General features: G+C 67.3%; 17 protein-coding genes and 2 tRNA genes. 10 read left to right on the top strand and 9 right to left on the bottom strand.

Going from position 1 to position 20,228, the window contains the following annotated elements; all coding sequences use genetic code 11:
* Positions 1-4: 4 nt before the first annotated feature.
* Positions 5-625 (bottom strand): TIGR00645 family protein, encoded by a 621-nt coding sequence (locus tag ACT6S0_RS09795; protein ID WP_444763714.1) that lies wholly within the window; start codon positions 623-625, stop codon positions 5-7.
* Between the two features lie 116 nt (positions 626-741).
* Between ACT6S0_RS09795 and acs the strand changes: the two genes are divergently transcribed.
* Positions 742-2,703: an acetate--CoA ligase gene (acs, locus tag ACT6S0_RS09790; protein ID WP_444763713.1), complete on the top strand. Its 1,962-nt coding sequence runs from the start codon at positions 742-744 to the stop codon at positions 2,701-2,703.
* A 213-nt stretch (positions 2,704-2,916) separates the two neighbouring features.
* On the opposite strand, the gene ACT6S0_RS09785 is transcribed toward acs, so the two are convergent.
* Positions 2,917-3,219, bottom strand: coding sequence for a c-type cytochrome (locus tag ACT6S0_RS09785; protein ID WP_444763712.1), 303 nt, complete (start codon positions 3,217-3,219; stop codon positions 2,917-2,919).
* A gap of 59 nt (positions 3,220-3,278) precedes the next feature.
* On the opposite strand from ACT6S0_RS09785, the gene ACT6S0_RS09780 reads away from it, so the two are divergent.
* Positions 3,279-3,536, top strand: coding sequence for a TIGR04438 family Trp-rich protein (locus ACT6S0_RS09780; protein ID WP_444763711.1), 258 nt, complete (start codon positions 3,279-3,281; stop codon positions 3,534-3,536).
* Positions 3,537-3,567: 31 nt separating this feature from the next.
* On the opposite strand, the gene ilvD is transcribed toward ACT6S0_RS09780, so the two are convergent.
* Complete coding sequence (ilvD, locus tag ACT6S0_RS09775) at positions 3,568-5,247, bottom strand: dihydroxy-acid dehydratase (RefSeq protein ID WP_444763710.1); 1,680 nt, start codon at positions 5,245-5,247, stop codon at positions 3,568-3,570.
* 91 nt (positions 5,248-5,338) lie between these two features.
* Here ilvD and ACT6S0_RS09770 point away from each other — a divergent pair, with 91 nt between their 5' ends.
* The 6 genes from ACT6S0_RS09770 (at position 5,339) to ACT6S0_RS09745 (ending at position 9,138) form a co-directional block, all read left to right on the top strand.
* A complete protein-coding gene (locus tag ACT6S0_RS09770) occupies positions 5,339-6,205 on the top strand; it encodes a LysR family transcriptional regulator (protein ID WP_444763709.1) in 867 nt (288 codons plus the stop codon).
* 76 nt (positions 6,206-6,281) lie between these two features.
* Entirely contained in the window at positions 6,282-7,265 is a 984-nt protein-coding gene (locus tag ACT6S0_RS09765) for a tetratricopeptide repeat protein (protein WP_444763708.1), read from the top strand.
* 58 nt (positions 7,266-7,323) lie between these two features.
* The gene (gene lgt, locus ACT6S0_RS09760; protein WP_444763707.1) at positions 7,324-8,139 is read left to right on the top strand and encodes a prolipoprotein diacylglyceryl transferase; all 816 of its coding nucleotides are present in this window, start codon (positions 7,324-7,326) and stop codon (positions 8,137-8,139) included.
* A gap of 1 nt (position 8,140) precedes the next feature.
* Entirely contained in the window at positions 8,141-8,872 is a 732-nt protein-coding gene (gene dnaQ / locus ACT6S0_RS09755) for a DNA polymerase III subunit epsilon (protein WP_444763706.1), read from the top strand.
* Positions 8,873-8,906: 34 nt separating this feature from the next.
* Positions 8,907-8,981 (top strand) — tRNA-Val (locus ACT6S0_RS09750).
* Between the two features lie 82 nt (positions 8,982-9,063).
* Positions 9,064-9,138, top strand: a tRNA-Val gene (locus ACT6S0_RS09745).
* A gap of 72 nt (positions 9,139-9,210) precedes the next feature.
* On the opposite strand, the gene ACT6S0_RS09740 is transcribed toward ACT6S0_RS09745, so the two are convergent.
* Complete coding sequence (locus tag ACT6S0_RS09740; RefSeq protein ID WP_444763705.1) at positions 9,211-10,365, bottom strand: YbdK family carboxylate-amine ligase; 1,155 nt, start codon at positions 10,363-10,365, stop codon at positions 9,211-9,213.
* A gap of 272 nt (positions 10,366-10,637) precedes the next feature.
* On the opposite strand from ACT6S0_RS09740, the gene ACT6S0_RS09735 reads away from it, so the two are divergent.
* The gene (locus ACT6S0_RS09735) at positions 10,638-10,991 is read left to right on the top strand and encodes a DUF1428 domain-containing protein (RefSeq protein ID WP_444763704.1); all 354 of its coding nucleotides are present in this window, start codon (positions 10,638-10,640) and stop codon (positions 10,989-10,991) included.
* Between the two features lie 10 nt (positions 10,992-11,001).
* Here ACT6S0_RS09735 and ACT6S0_RS09730 read toward each other — a convergent pair whose 3' ends face one another.
* The 5 genes from ACT6S0_RS09730 to ACT6S0_RS09710 form a co-directional block, all read right to left on the bottom strand.
* Positions 11,002-11,937 carry a carbohydrate kinase family protein gene (locus tag ACT6S0_RS09730; protein WP_444763703.1) on the bottom strand — a complete coding sequence of 312 codons (936 nt, stop codon included), beginning with the start codon at positions 11,935-11,937 and terminating at the stop codon, positions 11,002-11,004.
* Entirely contained in the window at positions 11,938-13,164 is a 1,227-nt protein-coding gene (locus tag ACT6S0_RS09725; protein WP_444763702.1) for an AGE family epimerase/isomerase, read from the bottom strand.
* A gap of 11 nt (positions 13,165-13,175) precedes the next feature.
* Positions 13,176-14,534 (bottom strand): acetylxylan esterase, encoded by a 1,359-nt coding sequence (locus ACT6S0_RS09720; RefSeq protein WP_444763701.1) that lies wholly within the window; start codon positions 14,532-14,534, stop codon positions 13,176-13,178.
* A gap of 46 nt (positions 14,535-14,580) precedes the next feature.
* On the bottom strand, positions 14,581-16,365 hold the full coding sequence (locus ACT6S0_RS09715; RefSeq protein ID WP_444763700.1) for an IlvD/Edd family dehydratase: 1,785 nt from the start codon (positions 16,363-16,365) through the stop codon (positions 14,581-14,583).
* Positions 16,366-16,489: 124 nt separating this feature from the next.
* Positions 16,490-17,683 carry a fumarylacetoacetate hydrolase family protein gene (locus tag ACT6S0_RS09710; RefSeq protein WP_444763699.1) on the bottom strand — a complete coding sequence of 398 codons (1,194 nt, stop codon included), beginning with the start codon at positions 17,681-17,683 and terminating at the stop codon, positions 16,490-16,492.
* 386 nt (positions 17,684-18,069) lie between these two features.
* On the opposite strand from ACT6S0_RS09710, the gene ACT6S0_RS09705 reads away from it, so the two are divergent.
* Positions 18,070-20,211: a hybrid sensor histidine kinase/response regulator gene (locus ACT6S0_RS09705; protein ID WP_444763698.1), complete on the top strand. Its 2,142-nt coding sequence runs from the start codon at positions 18,070-18,072 to the stop codon at positions 20,209-20,211.
* Positions 20,212-20,228: the final 17 nt, after the last annotated feature.

The following is a 20,228-nucleotide window of genomic DNA, read 5'->3' as shown; positions in this document are numbered from 1 at the left end:
GCGTTCAGTGCTTGCCGGTCGGCGTGGCCAACAACCGGTCGGTGTAGGCAATCGCCATGGCCGAAAACAGGAAAGCAATGTGGATCAGCGTCTGCCACATCAGCGTCTGCTGGGTGTAGTTGTCGGCGTTGATGAAGGTCTTGAGCAGGTGGATGGAACTGATGCCGATGATGGCCGTCGCCAGTTTCACCTTCAACACCGAGGCGTTGACGTGGCTCAGCCATTCGGGCTGGTCGGGATGGTTGCCCAGGTCCATGCGCGACACGAAAGTTTCGTAGCCACCCACGATGACCATGATCAGCAGGTTGGAGATCATGACCACGTCGATCAGTCCCAAGACCACCAGCATCAGAATGGTTTCGTTCAGCTTGACGATGGGCTCGTAGCCGATCACGTTGTCGGCTGCATCCTTGATGGCAATGGCTTTATAGCCAATGCTCTTGACCAGGGTGGCGAGCGCGTCCTGATTGCCGAACGCGGCCTCGATCAAATGCACCAACTCGGTCCAGAACTGGAATACATAGACGGCCTGGGCCAGGATCAGGCCAAGGTAGAGCGGCAGTTGCAGCCAGCGGCTGGCAAAGATCAGGCGGGGCAGCGGGCGTAATTGAGGATCGGAGCGCATTGAGGAGGACCAAGCAGAATGCAGGAAATTCTAGGCGGCGTGGATGACATCACGCCGTCAGGGCTTCGTCAGACGCCCGAAGCACAGTCCGCGCCAAGCAACAAAGGAGACAAGCCATGAGCACGCTCAACACCTATGCGCCCAGCCCCGATTGGGTGGCGAATGCCCATGTGAAGGGCGAAACCGGCTATGCAGCGCTGGTGGCCGAGGCCGAGAAGGACTACGCCGGCTACTGGGCCCGCCTGGCCCGTGAGCTGATCAGTTGGCAAACGCCGTTCACCAAGACGCTCAACGACAGCGATGCGCCTTTCTTCAAATGGTTCGAGGACGGCAAGCTCAATGTCTCCTACAACTGCCTGGACCGCCACGTCGAAGCCGGCAAGGGTGGCAAGACCGCGCTGATCTTCGAGGCCGACGACGGCACCGTGACCAACGTGACGTATGCCGAGCTGCTGGACAAGGTCAGCCGGCTTGCCAATGCGCTCAAGGGGCGCGGCATCAAGAAGGGTGATCGTGTCGTCATTTACATGCCCATGTCGGTGGAGGGTGTGGTCGCCATGCAGGCTTGTGCCCGCATCGGCGCGACGCATTCGGTGGTGTTCGGCGGCTTCTCGGCGCAGAGCCTGCGCGACCGCATCCAGGACGCCGGCGCCGTGGCGCTGATCTGCGCCGATGAGCAGCTGCGCGGCGGCAAGGCGCTGGCGCTGAAGGCCATCGTTGACGAGGCGCTGGAGGGCGGCGTCTGCCCGACGCTGGCGGACGTCATCGTCTACAAGCGCACCGGCGGCAAGATCGCCTGGGTCGAGGGCCGCGACCTGTGGCTGCACGAGCTGATGGCCGCCGAGTCCACCACCTGTGCGCCCGAGTGGGTCGAGGCCGAGCACCCGCTCTTCCTGCTCTACACCTCCGGCTCGACGGGCAAGCCCAAGGGCGTGCAGCACAGCACCGGCGGCTACCTGCTGCATGCGGCGCTGACCACCAAGTGGACCTTCGACCTGAAGGACGCCGACATCTTCTGGTGCACGGCCGACATCGGGTGGGTCACGGGCCACACCTACATCACCTACGGCCCGCTGGCGCTGGGCGGCACCGAGATCGTCTTCGAGGGCGTACCCACCTACCCGGACGCCGGCCGCTTCTGGCAAATGATCCAGAAGCACAAGGTCACCATCTTCTACACGGCGCCCACGGCCATCCGCTCGCTGATCAAGGCAGCCGAAAGCAACGAGGCCGTGCACCCGAAGCGCTATGACCTGACCAGCCTGCGCCTGCTCGGCTCGGTTGGCGAGCCCATCAACCCCGCCGCCTGGGAGTGGTACCACCAGCACGTGGGCGGCGGCCGCTGCCCCATCGTCGACACCTTCTGGCAGACCGAGACCGGCGGCCACATGATCACGCCGCTGCCTGGCGTGACGACGCTGGTGCCCGGCTCCTGCACGCTGCCCTTCCCGGGCATCACGGCGGCCATCGTTGACGAGACCGGCAACGACGTGCCCGACGGCCAGGGCGGCATCCTGGTCGTCAAGAAGCCGTGGCCGAGCATGATCCGCACCATCTACGGCGACCCCGAGCGTTTCAAGAAGAGCTACTACCCGCCTGAGCTCAGGGGCTACTACCTGGCTGGCGACGGCGCCATCCGCGATGCGGAGACCGGCTACTTCACCATCACCGGCCGTATCGACGACGTGCTGAATGTGTCCGGCCACCGCATGGGCACGATGGAGATCGAGTCGGCGCTGGTCAGTTGCACCGAGCTCGTGGCCGAGGCGGCCGTCGTCGGCCGCCCGGACGACACCACGGGTGAGGCCATCTGCGCCTTCGTCGTGCTGAAGCGCCCGCGCCCGAGCGGCGACGAGGCCAAGGCGATCGCCAAGCAGTTGCGCGACCACGTGGCCAGGGAGATCGGCCCCATCGCCAAGCCCAAAGACATCCGCTTCGGCGACAACCTGCCCAAGACCCGCTCGGGCAAGATCATGCGGCGCCTGCTGCGCTCGGTGGCCAAGGGCGAGACCGTGACGCAGGACACGTCCACCTTGGAGAATCCCGCGATCCTTGAGCAGTTGGGCCAGGCTTACTGACCCAGCTGCTCAGGCCGCACGAACTGCGGGGGAGGCGAAGCTGACAGCGGTTTTGGGGCTTGCTCTATCGCTTGCGATGTGAGCGAGCACCAGAACCCGTCCACCCCGGAGCAACTGGGTCAAGCCTACTGACGGATTTTTGCGGGGCGCGCGCAAGGCCTCCAAAAGCAAACAGGCCCCGCGGGGCCTGTTCGTCCAGGTGAATGGTCTCTTTTACTTGACCGTCATGACCCACTTGGCCAGGGTTTCGGCTTCGGCCGCACTGACCTGCGGATTGGCCGGCATCGGCACCGGTCCCCATACGCCGGCGCCGCCCTTGGAGATTTTCTCGGCCAGCTTCTTGTAAGCGTCCTTGTCCTTGGCGTATTTGGCAGCCACGTCCTTGTACGACGGGCCGACCAGCTTCTTGTCCATCGCATGGCAGGCCATGCAATTCTTTTTCTGGGCCATCTCCTGGTTGGCGAAGGCCGCGGCCGGGGCGAGCAGCGCAAGGCTGAGGATCAGTACATTCTTCATGCAAACCTTTCGAGGCGTTGGACTACAGTGAACGCAAAGATACCCGAAGGAGTTGACGCATGGTTTTCGTATTGATCGGCGTGCTGTGCGTTGTTTTGCGTCTCGGCGGCTGGGTGCAGTTCCACCAGGACGATCTCTGGGCCTGGGTCATCGTGCTGTCGCCCTTTGCGCTGGCCGCAGCCTGGTGGGCCTGGGCCGACGCTTCCGGCCTGACGCAGCGCAAGGCCATGCAATCGATGGACGAGCGCAAGGCTGCGCGCCGTGAGCAGCAGATGGAAGCGCTGGGGCAATTCAGGCCAGGGAAGAAGAAGCGCTGACTGCGCCCACCCAAAGCCCTGCGCTGCCGGCCTACTCGAAGAGGTCCAGCACCGCGCCGGTGCTTGCGCTGGATGCGTTTCTGGCGAATTTGGCCAACACGCCGCGCGTGTAACGCGGCGCGGGTTGAACCCACGCTGCGCGGCGCTTGGCAAGTTTCGCATCGCTGACGTTCAGGTTCAACAGCAATTGGTGGGCGTCGATGGTGATGGAGTCTCCCTCCTGCACCAGCGCGATGACACCCCCTTCGTAGGCTTCGGGCGCCACATGGCCCACGACCATGCCCCACGTGCCGCCCGAGAAGCGGCCGTCGGTGATCAGACCGACGCTTTCGCCCAGGCCCTGGCCGATCAGCGCGCCGGTGGGGGCCAGCATTTCCGGCATGCCGGGGCCGCCCTTGGGGCCGAGGTAGCGCAGCACCATGACGTCGCCGGCCACGATCTTGTTGGCCATGATGGCGGCCAGCGCCGACTGCTCGTCGTCGAAGACGCGCGCCGGGCCGGTGATGACGGGGTTCTTCAGGCCGGTGATCTTGGCCACGCAGCCTTCGGGGCTCAGGTTGCCTTTGAGGATCGCCAGGTGGCCTTCGGCATAGATGGGCTTGGCCACCGGCTGGATGACGTCCTGGTCGGCGCTCAGGGCCGGCACGTCGGCCAGGTTCTCGGCCACCGTCTTGCCGGTGATGGTGATGCAGTCGCCGTGCAGGAGGCCGGCGGCCAACAGCTCCTTCATGACGGCCGGCACGCCGCCGGCCTTGTGCAGGTCCACGGCCAGGTATTTGCCGCTGGGCTTGAGGTTGCAAAGCACCGGGATCCTCTTGCGCATGCGCTCGAAGTCGTCGATGGTCCAGTCCACTTCGGCCGCGTGGGCGATGGCCAGGAAGTGCAGCACCGCGTTCGTCGAGCCGCCCGTGGCCATGATGACGGCGACGGCGTTCTCGATCGCCTTCTTCGTGACGATGTCGCGCGGCTTCAGGTCGGCCTTGACGGCTTCAACGAGGTAGTCGGCCGCCTTCTTCACGTTGTCGACCACCTCATCCTCGACGTTGGACATGCTCGACGAATAGGGCAGGCTCATGCCCAGCGCCTCGAAGGCCGAGCTCATCGTGTTGGCCGTGTACATGCCGCCGCAGGAGCCGCTGCCCGGGATGGCGCGCTTCTCGATCTGGCAGAAGTCTTCCTCGCTCATCTTGCCGGCGCTGAACTGGCCGACGGCCTCGAAGACGCTGACGATGTTGAGGTCCTGGCCCTTGTAGTGGCCCGGCTTGATGGTGCCGCCGTAGATGTAGATGGCCGGCACGTTGGCGCGCAGCATGCCCATCATGCCGCCGGGCATGTTCTTGTCGCAGCCGCCGATGACCATCACGCCGTCCAGCCACTGGCCGCCAACGCAGGTTTCCACGCAGTCGGAGATGACCTCGCGCGACACCAGGCTGTACTTCATGCCCTCGGTGCCCATGGCCATGCCGTCGGAGATGGTCGGTGTGCCAAACAACTGGGCGTTGGCGCCGGCCGCCTTCAGGCCGATGACGGCGGCGTCGGCGAGCTTTTGCAGGCCGGAGTTGCAGGGCGTGATCGTCGAGTGACCGTTGGCGATGCCGATCATCGGCTTGCCGAAGTCGCCCTCCTCATAGCCCATGCCGTAGTACATGGAGCGGTTGGGCGCGCGGGCGACGCCCTCGGTGATGTTCTTGCTGCGGCGGTTGAAGCTCATGGCGGTTTCCTCTTGAAGCCGGCAGTGTGGCGCGTGCCGGTTCGCGTTTCAAATATATTGTTCAGTAGTGATTGATATGCAGAATGAATCAATGATCGAGCTACGCCCCTTGCAGCAATTCCTCGCCGTGGCCGAGCTGCTGCACTTCGGCCGGGCCGCCGAGCGCCTGCACATGAGCCAGCCGCCGCTGACCCAGGCGGTGCGCAAGCTGGAGGCCCAGCTCGGCGTCCAGCTGTTCGAGCGCAACAGCCGCAGCGTCCAGCTGACACCCGCGGGCGTTGCCTTGCAGGGCTCGGCACAGAAGCTGCTCGCTGAAGCGGCTGCGCTGCCGGCCGAGGTCAGGGCGGTGGCCGCTGGGCTGGCGGGGCGGCTGCGGCTGGCGTTCGTCTCCACCGTCGGTTTCGGCGGGCTGCCGCAGTGGCTGCGGTCTTTCCGCGATGCCTGCCCGCAGGTCGCGCTGGCTTTGCGCGAGGCGACGCTCGACGTGCAGTTGAACGAGTTCGCTGCCGGCAGCGTCGACGCTGGATTCGTCATCCACACGCCCGGCCAGGCGCCGGCCGGTTTCGAGCGCCTGTCCGTGGGCGTCGAGCCGCTGGTGCTGGCGCTGCCCAGCAGTGACGAGGGCCCCAGCGACGCGCAATGCCGGGCGGCCCCGCTCGTCATCTTTCCACGCGACGTCGCGCCCTCGCTCTATGACGCCATCCTGGCCCACCACGGCGGCGCGGGCCAAGGTGTGACGGTAGGGCAGGAAGCGATCCAGATGCAGACCATCATCAACCGGGTCTCGGCCGCTATCGGGGTGGCTTGGGTGCCGGCCAGCCTGCAGGGCCTGCAGCGTGCCGGCGTGGTCTACCGCGCCATGGCCGATGCGCCCGAGGTGGAGACAAGCCTGATCTGGCGCACCGATGCGCCGCCCGTTGTTGCTCGCTTCGTCGAGCACATGCGCCACCATGCCTGAAGTCATGCCGGGGAAACCCCGGCACCGCCGTCGCGGCTTGGCGCGTTCAATGCCAACCCTATTTGGAAACCCCCGCATGCACCTACGTCTGCTCCCCTTCGCTCTCTCGTTGCTGGCTGGCTCTAGCCACGCCGATCTGCTCAAGGACCCGCAATGGCAGGCCTGGCTGGACGCCGGCAAGACCGCCGAACTGAGTCGCGCCGCCCAAGCGCGCGTCAAGGTACAGCCGGATGACGACCAGGCCGCCGTTGCGCTGGCCATGACCGCCGTTGACGACAACGACGCTGCGCGCCTGGAAGCCAGCCTGCCCGCGCTGCTGGCCTGCGCCGACAAGCGTCCGCAGGCCATCTGCAGCTATGCGCTGGGCCGCGTCTATGGCCAGCAAGCGATGACGGCCAGCGTCTTCAAGATGCCTGGCTTGGCGAGCAAGACCAAGGAGCAGTTCCTCAGGGCGGTGGAGCAGGACCCGCAGCTGTTCGAGGCACGCAGCGGGCTGGCGCAGTTCTACCTGATGGCGCCGGGCTTCGCCGGCGGGAGCGCGGCCAAGGCCAAGGAGCTGGCTGCCGACGTGCAGCCGCGCCAACCCGAGCAGGCCCGGCTGCTGCGCGCCATGCTGGCCATGAACGACAAGGACTGGGCGGGCGCCGAGCGCGAGCTGGCCGGCGTCAAGCCGGGCGAGGACCGTGCCTTGGTGCGCGAGCTGCGCGGCCAGTGGACGCGACTGGGATTCGAGTTCATGGAGCAGAAGAACCTGCCCAAGTCGCGTGGCATCTTCGAGGCGCTGCTGCGTGACCATCCCGGCCACGCAGCCGGCCCCTACGGCCTGGGCCGCGTGCTGGTCGAGATGGGCCAGCCCGAGGAGGCGGTCAAGGCGCTGGAGCGGGCTCGCGTGCTGGACGGTGCCGAGCGCCTGCCCATCGACCACCGCCTCGGTCAGGCCCTGCTCGCCAAGGGTGACAAGGCTGGCGCCAGACTGGCGCTGGAGCGATTCGTGCAGAACAAGCGCGCCAACCCGCGCAATGTGGAGAGCGCCAGGAAGCAACTTGCCGAGCTGGGCTGAAGCCTGCGGAGTAGGGCGCTGGCTATGATGCGCGCCGCTTCCGCTAATCCCCCGGGCCATGCTGGTTCATCCGCAGTTCGATCCCGTCGCCCTCCAGCTCGGCCCCGTGGCCGTGCATTGGTATGGCATCACCTATCTGGTGGCCTTCGGCCTCTTCCTGTGGCTGGCCGGCCGGCGCGCGCGCATGCCCCAGCATGCAGCCGTGGGCTGGACAAAGCGCGACGTCGATGACGTGCTGTTCTATGGCGTGCTCGGTGTCGTGATCGGCGGGCGGCTGGGCTACTGCTTCTTCTACAAGCCCGACTACTACATCGACCACCTCGCCGAAGTGTTTGCGGTCTGGAAGGGCGGCATGTCCTTCCATGGCGGCCTGCTGGGGGTGCTGTTCGGCCTGTGGCTGTTCGGCCGCCAGCGCCAGCGCGGTTTCTTCGAGGTGTCCGACCTGATCGCCCCGTGCGTGCCGACCGGCATCATGGCCGTGCGACTTGGCAATTTCCTCAACGGTGAGCTGTGGGGCCGGCAGGCGCCCGCGGACCTGCCCTGGGCCATGGTGTTTCCACAGGCCCATGACGGCGGTATCGCCCGCCATCCGTCCCAGCTCTACCAGGCGGCCGGTGAGGGGCTGCTGCTCTTCATCATCCTGTGGCTGTACGCACGCAAGCCGCGCGCGACCGGCCAGATCTCTGGTGTCTTCATGATGGGCTACGGCGCCTTGCGTTTCGTGGCGGAATATTTCCGCGAACCCGACGACTTCCTCGGCCTGCGTGCGCTGAGCTGGAGCCAGGGCCAATGGCTGAGCCTGCCGATGATCCTGGCTGGCATCTGCATTTTTGTCTGGGCAACCAAACGCAACGCCAGACCGGCCGTGGCTTGATATGAGACAGATCTTCTTCGACACCGAAACCACCGGCCTGGACGCCGACAAGGGCGACCGCGTCATCGAGATCGGCTGCGTCGAGATGGTCAATCGGCAGTTGACCGGCAACAACCTTCACCTCTACATCAACCCTGAGCGCGCCAGCCATGAAGACGCGCTGCGGGTGCACGGCTTGACCGAGGCGTTTCTGGCGGACAAGCCCAAGTTCGCCGAGATCGTCGACCGGCTCCTGGAATTTCTGACCGGCGCCGAACTGGTCATCCACAACGCGCCCTTTGACATTGGCTTTATCAACGCCGAGCTCAAGCGCCTGAGACGCGGCGTGCTGACCGACCACGTCGGCGGCGTGCGTGACACGCTGCTGATGGCGCGTGATCTCTTCCCCGGCAAGGCCAACTCGCTGGACGCGCTGTGCCGCCGCCTGGAAGTCGACAACACCAAGCGCGTGCTGCACGGTGCGCTGCTGGACGCCGAACTGCTGGCCGACGTCTATATCCGCCTGACGCGTGGCCAGGACGCTCTGCTGATGGACGACCATGGCGACGCCGGCAACAGCGACATGCATGTCACGGTAGAGGCCGTCGACCTGAGCCGCTTCGAGCTGCCGGTGCTGCTTGCCAGCGAAGCCGAGGTGGCGGCCCATGCCAAGCTGCTGGCCGATTTGGACAAGGCCTCGGGCGGCGCCTGCCAGTGGCGAAAGCTCCAGCCCGCCCCACAAGCCGTGGCATAATCGCGGGCTTCCCGCAAGGCGGGCCACGCTTTCAGGGCGGTTAGCTCAGCGGTAGAGCACTGCCTTCACACGGCAGGGGTCGCAGGTTCGAACCCTGCACCGCCCACCAAGACTCGTTGCTCGAGTGATGGTGGATCCTGAAAGCAGACGGCCGGAGCGGTCCGGAAAGCGGTCCGGAGCAGTTTTTGATTGGGCGGTTAGCTCAGGGGTAGAGCACCACATTCACACTGTGGGGGTCGCAGGTTCGAAACCTGCACCGCCCACCAATCAAGACGTCGAAAAGCATCCGTACTGCGGCCCTGCGCCCAACGGCTCCGACTCCGACGCTGAGACGGAGGTCAGTCGGCTTGCAGCAGCTCGCCGCACAAGTGCGCAGAATAGGCAGCCAATGTCTGGCCGCTTGGCGCAGAACCTTCAGGCAAGCGGCCAGAGGGCGACAGGTTGCGCCAGAGCGCGCGCATGCGGGCGTGATCCTCTTCGTCATGAATGCCGGACGCCAGCGCCTCCAGCGCCTGCTGGTCCGTCGGAGTCGGGCTGTGCGCAACGATCTGCTCGCTGATCGCAAGCGCCCAGTCACGCGCCACCAGCCATCGACCGCTGACCGGGTTGAACAACCGCGCCTGGAGACCGTCACGACAAGCCAGGAAGCGGCTGACCTTGCCCTCGGTGACGTGACGACGCGGATTCGGCAGATCGAGCTTGCCGTCCAGCACCAGGCCTGCCAGCGCGCGCGTGAACGCTGCCAGATTGACGGCCTTCCTGACCCGCAACGGTGTGTCGAAAACCCGCACTTCGACGGTTCCGAATTCCGGCTTCGGCCTGACATCCCAGTAGATGTCTTTCAGCGAGTCCGCAATGCCCGTGTTGAAGAACTCTTGCACCAGGGACTCGAAGTGCGCCCAATCGACCAGGTAGGGCATCGGTCCGCCATTGGGGTACACCAGCGTCTCCAGTGGACGGGAGGCCGCGAAGCCAGAGTCGCCGTTCTGCAGGAACGGCGACGACGCCGCCATGGCGATGAACAGTGGCGCGTGGGCCTGGAGGACATTGGCCACGCGCAGCGCACTCTCCGGGTCGGGCATGCCGACGTGAACGTGCATCCCGTAGGTCGAGAAGCGTTTGGGCAGGAACCCGAAGCGGTCGTCGAGCTTGTAGGCGCGCTCCGATGGCGTCAGGACGCGTTCGTTCCAGAACTGGGCGACATGGGTGCCGCCCCCGCAGACTCCCAGGCCCTGTGATGCAGCAACATCCTGCAGCTGCCTCACTCGCGCATGCACTTCCTCGTGCATGGATACAGCATCGGTGTGGATGGAAGAGTTCAACTCGATGGTCGCCTGCGTGGCCTCGAGCGCGAACTGCTGACCATGCTCCGTCGCCTGCAGCTCTTCCCAGATGGACAGGCTGGACGGCGACAGCTGGCCCGTGCCAGCATCGATGACCTCAAGCTCCAGTTCAAGGCCGAATGTCAGACGTTCTGAAGTTGCAAATTGCATGTGCTGGCAACGCCCGACGGGCTCCGAAGTCGCATGCCCGCACCTTGCGCTACCGGGTCGCTCGACGGGTGTAGGACTTGACCGCCATTTCAGCTAAGGCGGGCAGGCGGCGGGCGCCCGTCCATGGGTCGCAACCGTTGCACGCTCTGAGCAAGACCGACGCCGCGCCAGCTGCCTTTACATCTTCACCGCCCATGTTTTGTCGAGCAAGGCAGCCATCCTTCGTCGTCCAGGAGACGGCGCTGTTGCCGTGACCCTCAACGGAGCGAAACATGAACTATGTCGACGGCTATGTGGTCCCGGTGCCCACCGCCAACCGGGACGCCTACATCGCGCTGGCGCGGGAGATGTCCGGCCTGTTCAAGCAGCATGGCGCGCTGCAGGTGGTTGAGTGCTGGGGCGACGACGTGCCGGAAGGCAAAGTCACTTCCTTCTCGATGGCGGTGCAACGCAAGGCCGACGAGACGGTTGTTTTTTCGTGGATCGTCTGGCCGTCGAAGCAGGCACGTGATGCAGGGATGAAGCAGGTGATGGCGCACCCGAGCATGCAGAAGGGGCCGGAGGGCATGCCTTTCGACGGGCAGCGGATGATCTTCGGCGGCTTCGCAGTGATCGTCGACGCCTGATCCGTCGCGGTCAGCCGGCCTGCACCGGCACCTGGGCCAGCAGGCGCTCGATCAGCTCGAGGCTGGGCGGGCTGGCGCCCGGACCCAGGCAGGCCGCCGCGCCGCCGGCCACTGCAAAGCGCAGATGCTCGGCCGGCGCCAAGCCCGCGCGCTGGCTGAGCGAATACAGCAGCGAAGCGATGCTGGCGTCGCCCGCGCCGACCGTATCGACCACCTCCACGGGCGGCACCCGGGCCTGCCAGCATTGTTCGCCGACATGCAGCGAGGCCCCCTCCGCGCCACGGGTATAGAGATAGGTGGCCCCCGGGTTGAAGGCTCGCAGCCGTGCAAAGGCCGCGGCGATGTCGTCGGTGCGGAACAGGCCCTGCAGGTCTTCGTCGGACACCTTCACCACCTCGGCCAGCGCCGCCATCCGCTGCAGCGTGGCGTCGTAGGCCTCGTCCATCAGCGCGCGGTAGTTGGGGTCGTAGCTGATGCGCACGCCGGCGCGCCTGAGGGCCGCGGCCAGTGCCAGCAGCTTGTCGCTGAGCGGCCGGCGCGCCAGGCTGATGCCGCCGAAATGCACCCAGACGGCCCGCGCCATCCAGCCATCGGGCAGCAGGCCGGCGTCGAAGTGGAGGTCGGCGCTGTCGTCACCGACAAAGAAGTATTGCGGCGGCCGGGTCTCGTGCACGATGGCCAGCAGCGGCGAGCGCCTGACGCGCTGCAGGAAGCGCAGGTCCAGGCCGGCGTTGCCGCTGGCGCGCCACAGCGCATCGCCGAACACGTCCTGGCTGATGGCGCCGGCGAAGGCGCTGGGCAGGCCTAACTTCGCCATGACGCGGGCCACGTTCCAGGTCGAGCCGCCGACGAGGGCCTGCCAACGCTGGTGCTGCGAGTCCTGCGCGATGAGGTCGGTCAGCGCCTCGCCGGCCGCGACGAAGACGGGGAAGTCAGCGCTCGTCATTCAGGCCTTCAGGACGTTGAGGACTTCGTAGCAGGCGCCCATCGTGTGGTAGTCGGTCTTGCCGGCGGGGCTCTTCTCGTCGGTGACCTTCTCGTTGGCCGCGCTCAGGATGCGGTACCAGGCACCGTGCTCGTGGTCGACGAAGTGCTGCCAGCTGTAGGCCCAGATACGGTCATACCAATCCCAGTAGCGAGCCTCGCCGGTGCGCTCGCCCAGCAGCGCGGCGGCGGCCAGGCTTTCGGCCTGGACCCAGAAGTATTTGTCGGCGTCGCAGATGGCAAAGCCGTCACTCGCCGGACCGAAGCCGTAGCAGATGCCGCCATGCTCGTGATCCCAGGCCTTCTCGAGCGCGACGTCGAAGAACTTCGCGGCGAGTGGTGCCAGCCAGTCGACCGGCCCGGCGAGTTGGTTGGCATGCCGCTCCAGGCTCAGCAGCAGCTTGGCCCATTCCGTCAGGTGGCCAGGCTGAAAACCCCAGGGGCGGAAGATGTTCGTCTTGTCGTCGCGGTTGTAGTCGGGGTCGACCGACCAGTCCTGGCGGTAGTGCTCCCACACCAGCCCGCCGTAGAGGCCCGCCTGGCGCTGCGCGATGTTGCGCGCCAGCGTTTCGGCGCGCAGCAGGTAGTCGCGCTCGCCGCTGGCCTCGAAGGCCGCGATCAGCGCTTCGCAGGTGTGCATGTTGGCGTTCTGGCCGCGGTAGGGCGCCAGCATCGACCAGTCCGCGCTCGCCTCGTCGGCATACAGGCCGTGGGCGGGCTCCCAGAAGCGCCGCTCCATCAGCTCGAAGGTTTCACGCAGATAGGCGCGCGCCTCGGCCACGCCGGCCTGCAGCGCATGGGCATTGGCCAGCAGCACGAAGGCCAGGCCGTAGCAGTGGTTGGTGCCGTCCTGCACCGATTTCACGCCGTCGCGCCAGTCGAGCTGCCAGGCGTAGCCGCCGGTGGCGGGGTTGCGGTGCACGTCACGGATGAAGGCCAGGCCATGGCGCACTCGGGCCAGGTCGTCGGCGTTGCCGAACTGGCGCCAGGCCATCGCATGGTTGAAGACAAAGCGCGTGCTGCTAACGAGGTGGCGGGTGTGGCGGTCGTAGACGCTGCCGTCGTCCTTGTAGAAATGGAAAAACCCGCCGCTGTCGTCCACCGAGCGTGGCGCATAGAAGGCCAGCGTGTGCTGGATGTGGGCGAGCAGCGTGGCGCGCTGGCGGAAGTCGGGCAGGGGCTGGGTCATGTTGCTTGGGGTCAGGGCTTGATAGCGGCTTGCCGAAATATCCAGTCGGTGCGCTGGCGACTCTGTTCGGCCGTGCTGCTGTGGGCGGCGTCTGGTGCGATCAGCAGGCGCTTGGGCGCGGTGATGGCGTTGTAGGCGGCGTGCAGCGAGGTGGGCGGCGTGACCATGTCGTTGTAGCCCCAGCTGTAGTGGCCTGGCACCTTGAGGCGGCGCGCGAAGTTCACGCTGTCGTAGTAGCGGCTGGTGGCCAGCTTGGGCTCGGCCGGGGTGTCGGTCATTTGGCCGTCGGCCGCCGTGCGGAACAGGCCGGGCCAGCCGCCGGTGCCGCCATGCCAGTAGCCCGAGACATCGCTGTAGGCGGGGTAGTCGGCCGCCACCGCGGTGACCTTGGGATTGAGCGCGGCGGCCACGATGGACAGCTGCCCGCCCTGGCTGCCGCCAGCGGCGATCAGCGTCTTGCCATCCCATTTTTCGTGGCTGGCCAGCACCTCGCTGGCGCGCAGCACGCCGAGGTAGACGCGGCGGTAGTAGTAGCCGTTGCGGTCGTCCAGCCCATAGCGCGCATAGTCGGCCAGCGCGCCGCGGCTGAGCTGTTCATAGACCTCCGGGCCCAGGTTGACGGGGATGCCGTGGATGCCCATCTGCAGCGTGATGAGGCCCTGCTCGGCCATGCCGATGTTGCCCCGGTAGGGCCGCACGCCGGCGCCGGGCACATTCAGCAGCGCAGGGAACTTGCCGGCCGCGCGCGGCACCGCCAGCACACCGTGGAAGCGGCTCGGGCCGGCCCAGTTGCCGACGTTCTGGAAGCTCAGGTAGAAGGCCTCGACCTTGAGCGTCGACAACTCCGGCGCGGGCCGCAGTTGCAGGTCCACGGGTACCTGCGCCAGGACCTCCTTCTGGCGGCGCCAGAAGTCGTCGAAGTCGGCCGGGTCGGCCTGCGTGGCCTGGATGCGATCGGGCGCGAAGCCGACGGTGGCGATGCTCGTCAGCGCCTTGCCGTCCAGCCGCGCATTGACGATGCAGCGCACGAAGCCGGGCGTCGCCTGCGCCGGCACCGGCAGGGTCAGGCCTTGCGCCGGCACGACCGCATCGACTTCGCGGCCCTCGCGCATGTCCGGGCCGAGGCGGTACTTGATGGCCACGCCGCCGACCGGGTAGGGCTTGAGGTCCACGGCAATGTGAAAGCTGGCCGGTGCGCCGAGCGGGTAGGTCCAGTCGGCGCGGTTGGGCCTGACGGTCAGCACGGCGTCGGCAGGCTGCACGACCGGCAGCAGGGTGGCCGGCGCCGGCTGGGCGTTCAGGCCGGTGTGCGACAGCGCCAGCGGCAGCAGCGCCAGCCGGGCGAACTTGAGCAGGGTTGCCAACTTCATCTGGGATAGGGAACAGGGGTTGGAACTGGCGCGTGCACGCCGCGAATCAGTGGTTGTGGCGCGGCAGCTTGTCGGCGAGGTTGCGGTAGGGCACGGCCAGCTCCATGCAGGCGCCCGTCTCCAGCTGGCCGACGGTGCTGCGGTAGATCTCCTGCCAAGGCGTCTGGCTGGCCGGCACGGGCGGCCGCGGCCCGGCCTTGCGGCGGGCGAGTTCGTCGTCGCTGACCAGCACGTCGCAGCGGCCGGCGTTCAAATCCACGCGGATGCGGTCGCCGGTGCGCAGCCAAGCCAGTCCGCCGCCCACCGCGCTCTCGGGCGAGGCGTTCAGGATGGAGGGGCTGTCCGACGTGCCCGACTGGCGGCCGTCGCCCAGCGTCGGCAGGCTCTTGATGCCGCGCCTGATCAGGGCGTCGGGCGGCTGCATGTTGACCACCTCGGCCGAGCCCGGCCAGCCCACCGGGCCGGCGCCGCGGATGACGAGCATGCAGCCCTCGTCGATGTCGAGCGCCGGGTCGTTGATACGGGCGTGGTAGTCGCCGCTGCCGTCGAAGACGATGGCGCGGCTTTCGAAGACGTTCTCGCGGCCCGGCTCACTGAGGTAGCGGGCGCGGAACTCGGGCGAGATCACGCTCGTCTTCATGATCGCGAAGTCGAACAGGTTGCCCGACAGCACGAAGAAGCCCGCGTTCTCCTTCAGCGGTGCGGCGAAGGGGTAGATGACCTCGCGGTCCGCGGTCTCGCGACCTGCCAGGTTGGCCGCCATCGTCCGGCCCGTCACCGTGGGCCGCCCGGCGCGCAGCAGGCCGGCCTGCTGCAGCTCCCACATCACCGCCGGCACGCCGCCGGCACGGTGGAAGCGCTCGCCGAGGAAACGCCCGGCCGGCTGCATGTTCAGCAGCAGCGGCACGCGGTGGCCGTACTCCATCCAGTCGCTGGACTTGAGCTCCACGCCGGCATGCCGCGCCATCGCGACGATGTGCGGCTGGGCGTTGGTGGAGCCGCCGATGGCCGCGTTGACGACGATGGCGTCGAGGAAGGCGTCGCGCGTTAGCACTTGCGAAGGGCGCAGGTCCTCGTGCGCCATCTCGACGATGCGCTTGCCGGTCAGGTAGGCCATCTGGCCACGCTCGCGGTAGGGCGCGGGGATGGCCGAGCAGCCCGTCAGCGACATGCCCAGGGCCTCGGCGATGGCGTTCATTGTCGAGGCCGTGCCCATGGTGTTGCAGTGGCCGGCCGAGGGCGCCGATGCAGCGGCGATCTGCAGGAATCTCTCCTCGTCGATCTCGCCCGCGGCCAGCTGGCGGCGGCCCTTCCAGATCGCGGCACCCGAGCCGGCCAGTTCACCCTCGAACCAGCCGTCCAGCATCGGCCCACCCGACAGCACGATGGCCGGGATGTCCACCGCGGCGGCGGCCATCAGCTGGGCGGGCGTGGTCTTGTCGCAGCCGGTGGTCAGCACGACGGCGTCGATCGGATAGCCGTGCAGGATCTCCACCAGACCGAGGTAGGCCAGGTTGCGGTCCAGCGCGGCGGTGGGGCGGCGGCAGTTCTCGAACACGGGGTGCAGCGGGAACTCCATCGGGATGCCGCCGCCGTCGCGGATGCCGTCGCGCACCCGTTTGGCCAGCTCCAGGTGGATGCGGTTGCAAGGGCTGATGTCGCTGCCGCTCTGGGCGATGCCGATGACCGGGCGGCCGCTGCGCAGCTCCTCGGCCGTGATGCCGTAATTCATGAAGCGCTCCAGGTAGAGCGCCGTCATGTCGATGTGGTCGGGGTTGTCGAACCAGTCCTGCGAGCGCAGGCGGCGGGAGGTCAGTTTTTCTTGAGTCATCAAAAATATTGGGTGACGGCCTGCTGGGGCAATCCTGGCACGTTTGTCCTGCACGTGAGCAGGCCGCCGGCCAGCGCTTGCGTCGATGCCGGTGCCCCTGCGGGTGGCGCGCACGTGCTTTTGTTCATGCGCGGCCGCCGATCAGGCCACGGCGGGCCAGGTTGGCATACAGGGCCCGCACGCCGAAGGTCCACGGCGCGACCTCGGTGCTCAGCTGCACCTCGTTGACGAGGGCGCCCAGGGCGGGGCTGGCGATGGTGACGCGGTCGCCCAGGTGGTGGGTGAAGCCGCCGCCGGCGCTGTCACGGTCCTTGATGGGCGAGAACATCGTGCCCAGGAAGAGCATGAAGCCGTCCGGGTATTGGTGGTGCGCGCCGGCGGTCTGGGCGACGAGGTCCAGCGGGTCGCGGCTGATCTCGCGCATGCGGCTGACACCGTCCAGGCGGAAATCGTCGTCCGCCCCCTCGATCAGCAGCCGCACCTCGGCCTGACGCACGGTATCGAGGGTGAAGTGCTTGCCGTCGAACAGGCGAATGAAGGGGCCGATGGCGCAGGAGGCGTTGTTGTCCTTGGCCTTGCCCAGCAGCAGGGCGCTGCGGCCTTCGATGTCACGCAGGTTGACGTCGTTGCCGAGAGCGGCGCCGACCACTTCGCGCCGCGCGTTGACGGCCAGCACGATCTCGGGCTCGGGGTTGTTCCACTTCGATTCGGGGTGCAGGCCGACCTGGGCGCCCAGACCCACCGCCGACATCGGCTGGGACTTGCTGAACACCTCGGCATAGGGGCCGATGCCGACCTCCATGTACTGCGACCAGGCACCGCGGCGGATCAGGTCTTGCTTGAGCTTCAAGGCCGCCGGCGAGCCGGGCGTGATGCTGGCCAGGTTGCTGCCGATGTCGGCCAGGATCTCCTGGCGCAGCGCATCGGCGCGCTGGGCGTCGCCGCCGGCCTGCTCCTCGATGACACGCTCCAGCAGGCTGACCGCAAAGGTCACGCCGCAGGCCTTGATCGCCTGCACGTCGTTGGGCGCGAGCAGGCGCGGGCCGTCGGGCTCGACCGGTGCTCCCAGGGCTGCGGCGATCAGCGCGTCGACCGCCCCGAGGGATTCGCCGGGCGCTTCCCGGGCCATGCGCAGCGCGTCGGGCGCATCAAGCAGGTCGGCCATGGTTGGCGCATGGACGCTGATGTCGAACACCTGGCCGGCGCGCACGGCGATGACCGCGGGGCCGTTGACGGGCGCGGTGCGCCAGGCACGGCCCACCAGCACGGCCTGGTGTGCGTCTTGCGGAAGAACGAAAGCGAAAGAACTGGATGTCAAGGCTGGCTCCTGCGCCAATGTGCTGGGGTCGACGGGACCGGTGGCATGGATGGCAAGCGGTGCATCGCCACTGCAGGATTCTGGAAGCTGGCCGGCCTGACGGCAATTGCGGTTGGCGACAAGCGGGCTTGCTTAATTTGCGATGCCTCCATGAACTACGTGCGCACGACGTGACGGTCGGACCCCGGCACCAACTCGTGAGGGCTTGCGCTTTGCTGGCTGGCTTGCCGGGTTGCATGTGACTCGCTATAGCCAGCGCCTTGCGTTCTGTGCGTCCGCCAGTTGCCGGGGACAACTTGTCAAGCAGGCCGACGCCTGGCCGCAAATTGCCGCTGTTGCGCAGCGCTCGCGTCCCACAATTGCGTCCGCATCGGCGCTGAGGCAGTATGGCTGGCACCCTGGGTCCAAACCACATCGTGTCCGAACTCGTCAACCCAACCCGACTCGCACTGTTGCAGACGCTGGATCTGCTGCGCCCGCACCACGACGCGTCGTTCGACCGGGTCACCGCGACGGCCGCGCTGGCCACCGGGCGGCCGACGGCGCTGATCACCTTCATCACGCCCGACGGCCAATGGGTCGCCTCGCGCGTCGGCTGGGACCGCCTCTTCCATCCCTTGTCGGAGTCGTTTTGCGTGCACACCCTGGACAGCGACGCGTTGCTGGAAGTCTGCGACGTGACGGCTGATCCGCGCTTTCAGGGCAACGCGCTGGTCACCGAGGGGCCGATGGTCAGGTTCTACGCCGGCCAGCCGATCTGTTTCGACGGTCACTCGCTGGGTGCCGTCTGCGTGCTCGATGCCGTGCCGGGCGCGCTCACACCTGACGAGGTCACCATCCTCAGGCACCTGGCGGATCTCGTCACCGACCTGTTGCGCGTTCGGCTGGAGCGCTCTCAAGCCGAGCAGCAGCGGGCCAAGAGTGAGGCGCTGATGGCGGCGCTGGAGCGCTCCGAGATGACGCTGCGCGAAAGCGAGGAGCGCTACCGGCTGCTGTGGCAGACCACCACCGATGCGGTGCTGATCATCGACGACGCCTCCGTCATCCGGTTCGCCAACCCGGCGCTGCAGACCCTCTTCGGCCGCCTGCCCGAGGACGTCATCGGCCAGCCGCTGGCGATGCTGCAGCCGGCACGGCTGCGCAGCGCGCACGACCGTGGCCTTGCCGCCTACCTGCGCACCGGCGAGAGGCGCCTGGACTGGCGGGCGACAGAAACGGTCGGCCTGCGGGCCGACGGCAGCGAGGTGCCGATCGAGGTGGCTTTCAGCGAGCTGGAGGTTGGCGGCCGACGCCATTTCGCGGCCTTCATCCGCGACCTCTCGGAGCGCAACCGCGCCCAGCAGGCGCTGCGCCGCAACGAGGCCGCGCGCAGCGAGCTCGAAGACCACCTGCGCCAGGCCCAGAAGCTCGAAGCCATCGGCGTGCTGGCCGGCGGCATTGCCCACGACTTCAACAACATCGTTGCCGGCATCCTGGGCAATACCCAGCTCGCGCTGGACGACCTCGAACCGCAGCACGCCGCCGTGCAAAGCCTGCAGCAGATTCGCAAGGCCGGGTTGCGCGGTCGCGAGATGGTCCAGCAGATCCTCACGTTCGCGCGCCGCCGGCCCAAGCGCGCGGCCCATTGCGAGCTGCAGGAGCTGGTCGACGAGACCATGAGCCTGCTGCGGCCGACCATCCCGACCTCGGTGAAGGTCCAGACGCAGCTGCCCGGGCGGCCGCTGCGTGTGTTTGCCGATGCGACCCAGGTCGAGCAGGCCCTCATCAACCTGTGTGCCAACGCCTGGCAGGCCATGGCCGGCCGGCCCGGGCGCATCGTGATCGGCGCCGAAGAGACGGCGCTCGACCGCGAAGCCGCCGAGCGCCTGGGCGGGCTGGCGCCAGGGCGCCATGTGCACCTGTTCGTGCGCGACGACGGGCCGGGTATGGACGAGGCCACCGTCAAGCGCGTGTTCGAGCCCTTCTTCACCACCAAGCCCGAAGGCGAAGGCACGGGCCTGGGCCTGTCGGTCGTCCACGGCATCGTGAGCGGGCATGGCGGCGCGATCACGGTGGACAGCGCCCTCGGCAAGGGCACCACCTTCCACATCTGGTTGCCGGCCGGCGACAACGTGGCCGTCACCGAGCCCGTCCCAATGCAGCCGCAGCCGGTGCACGGCGCCGGTCGGCATGTCATGTACGTGGACGACGATGAGGTCATGACGCTGATGGTGTCGCGCCTGCTGGAGCGCTCGGGCTACCGCGTGAGCGCGTTCGGCCATGCGGCAGACGCGCTGCTGAGTTTCGAGAACGCGCCCTGGGACGTCGACGTCGTCGTGACCGACCTGAACATGCCCGGCCTGTCGGGGCTGGACGTGCTGCGCGAGATCAATGCCATTCGGCCCGGCCTGCCCGTCATCATCGGGTCGGGCAACCTGCCGCCCGAGCTGCTGGTGGATGCCGAGCGTGCGGGCGTGCGCGCCACCTTCCACAAGCAGAACACGCTGGAGGAACTGCCCGCACTGCTGGCCGAGGTGCTCGGCCTGTAGCGGCGCGGTTCGCGGGA

It is taken from the genome of Roseateles sp., from assembly GCF_052436255.1.
Lineage (GTDB): Bacteria > Pseudomonadota > Gammaproteobacteria > Burkholderiales > Burkholderiaceae_C > Pelomonas.
Note: the sequence above shows the minus strand (reverse complement) of the source record. Positions and strands in the feature narration are given on the sequence as shown.

Bases quoted from the DNA above. Each gene is read 5' to 3' on its own strand.
- ACT6S0_RS09795 (WP_444763714.1), bottom strand. From the start codon at position 625: ATGCGCTCCGATCCTCAATTACGCCCGCTGCCCCGCCTGATCTTTGCC.
- acs (WP_444763713.1), top strand. From the start codon at position 742: ATGAGCACGCTCAACACCTATGCGCCCAGCCCCGATTGGGTGGCGAAT.
- ACT6S0_RS09785 (WP_444763712.1), bottom strand. From the start codon at position 3,219: ATGAAGAATGTACTGATCCTCAGCCTTGCGCTGCTCGCCCCGGCCGCG.
- ACT6S0_RS09780 (WP_444763711.1), top strand. From the start codon at position 3,279: ATGGTTTTCGTATTGATCGGCGTGCTGTGCGTTGTTTTGCGTCTCGGC.
- ilvD (WP_444763710.1), bottom strand. From the start codon at position 5,247: ATGAGCTTCAACCGCCGCAGCAAGAACATCACCGAGGGCGTCGCCCGC.
- ACT6S0_RS09770 (WP_444763709.1), top strand. From the start codon at position 5,339: ATGATCGAGCTACGCCCCTTGCAGCAATTCCTCGCCGTGGCCGAGCTG.
- ACT6S0_RS09765 (WP_444763708.1), top strand. From the start codon at position 6,282: ATGCACCTACGTCTGCTCCCCTTCGCTCTCTCGTTGCTGGCTGGCTCT.
- lgt (WP_444763707.1), top strand. From the start codon at position 7,324: ATGCTGGTTCATCCGCAGTTCGATCCCGTCGCCCTCCAGCTCGGCCCC.
- dnaQ (WP_444763706.1), top strand. From the start codon at position 8,141: ATGAGACAGATCTTCTTCGACACCGAAACCACCGGCCTGGACGCCGAC.
- ACT6S0_RS09740 (WP_444763705.1), bottom strand. From the start codon at position 10,365: ATGCAATTTGCAACTTCAGAACGTCTGACATTCGGCCTTGAACTGGAG.
- ACT6S0_RS09735 (WP_444763704.1), top strand. From the start codon at position 10,638: ATGAACTATGTCGACGGCTATGTGGTCCCGGTGCCCACCGCCAACCGG.
- ACT6S0_RS09730 (WP_444763703.1), bottom strand. From the start codon at position 11,937: ATGACGAGCGCTGACTTCCCCGTCTTCGTCGCGGCCGGCGAGGCGCTG.
- ACT6S0_RS09725 (WP_444763702.1), bottom strand. From the start codon at position 13,164: ATGACCCAGCCCCTGCCCGACTTCCGCCAGCGCGCCACGCTGCTCGCC.
- ACT6S0_RS09720 (WP_444763701.1), bottom strand. From the start codon at position 14,534: ATGAAGTTGGCAACCCTGCTCAAGTTCGCCCGGCTGGCGCTGCTGCCG.
- ACT6S0_RS09715 (WP_444763700.1), bottom strand. From the start codon at position 16,365: ATGACTCAAGAAAAACTGACCTCCCGCCGCCTGCGCTCGCAGGACTGG.
- ACT6S0_RS09705 (WP_444763698.1), top strand. From the start codon at position 18,070: ATGGCTGGCACCCTGGGTCCAAACCACATCGTGTCCGAACTCGTCAAC.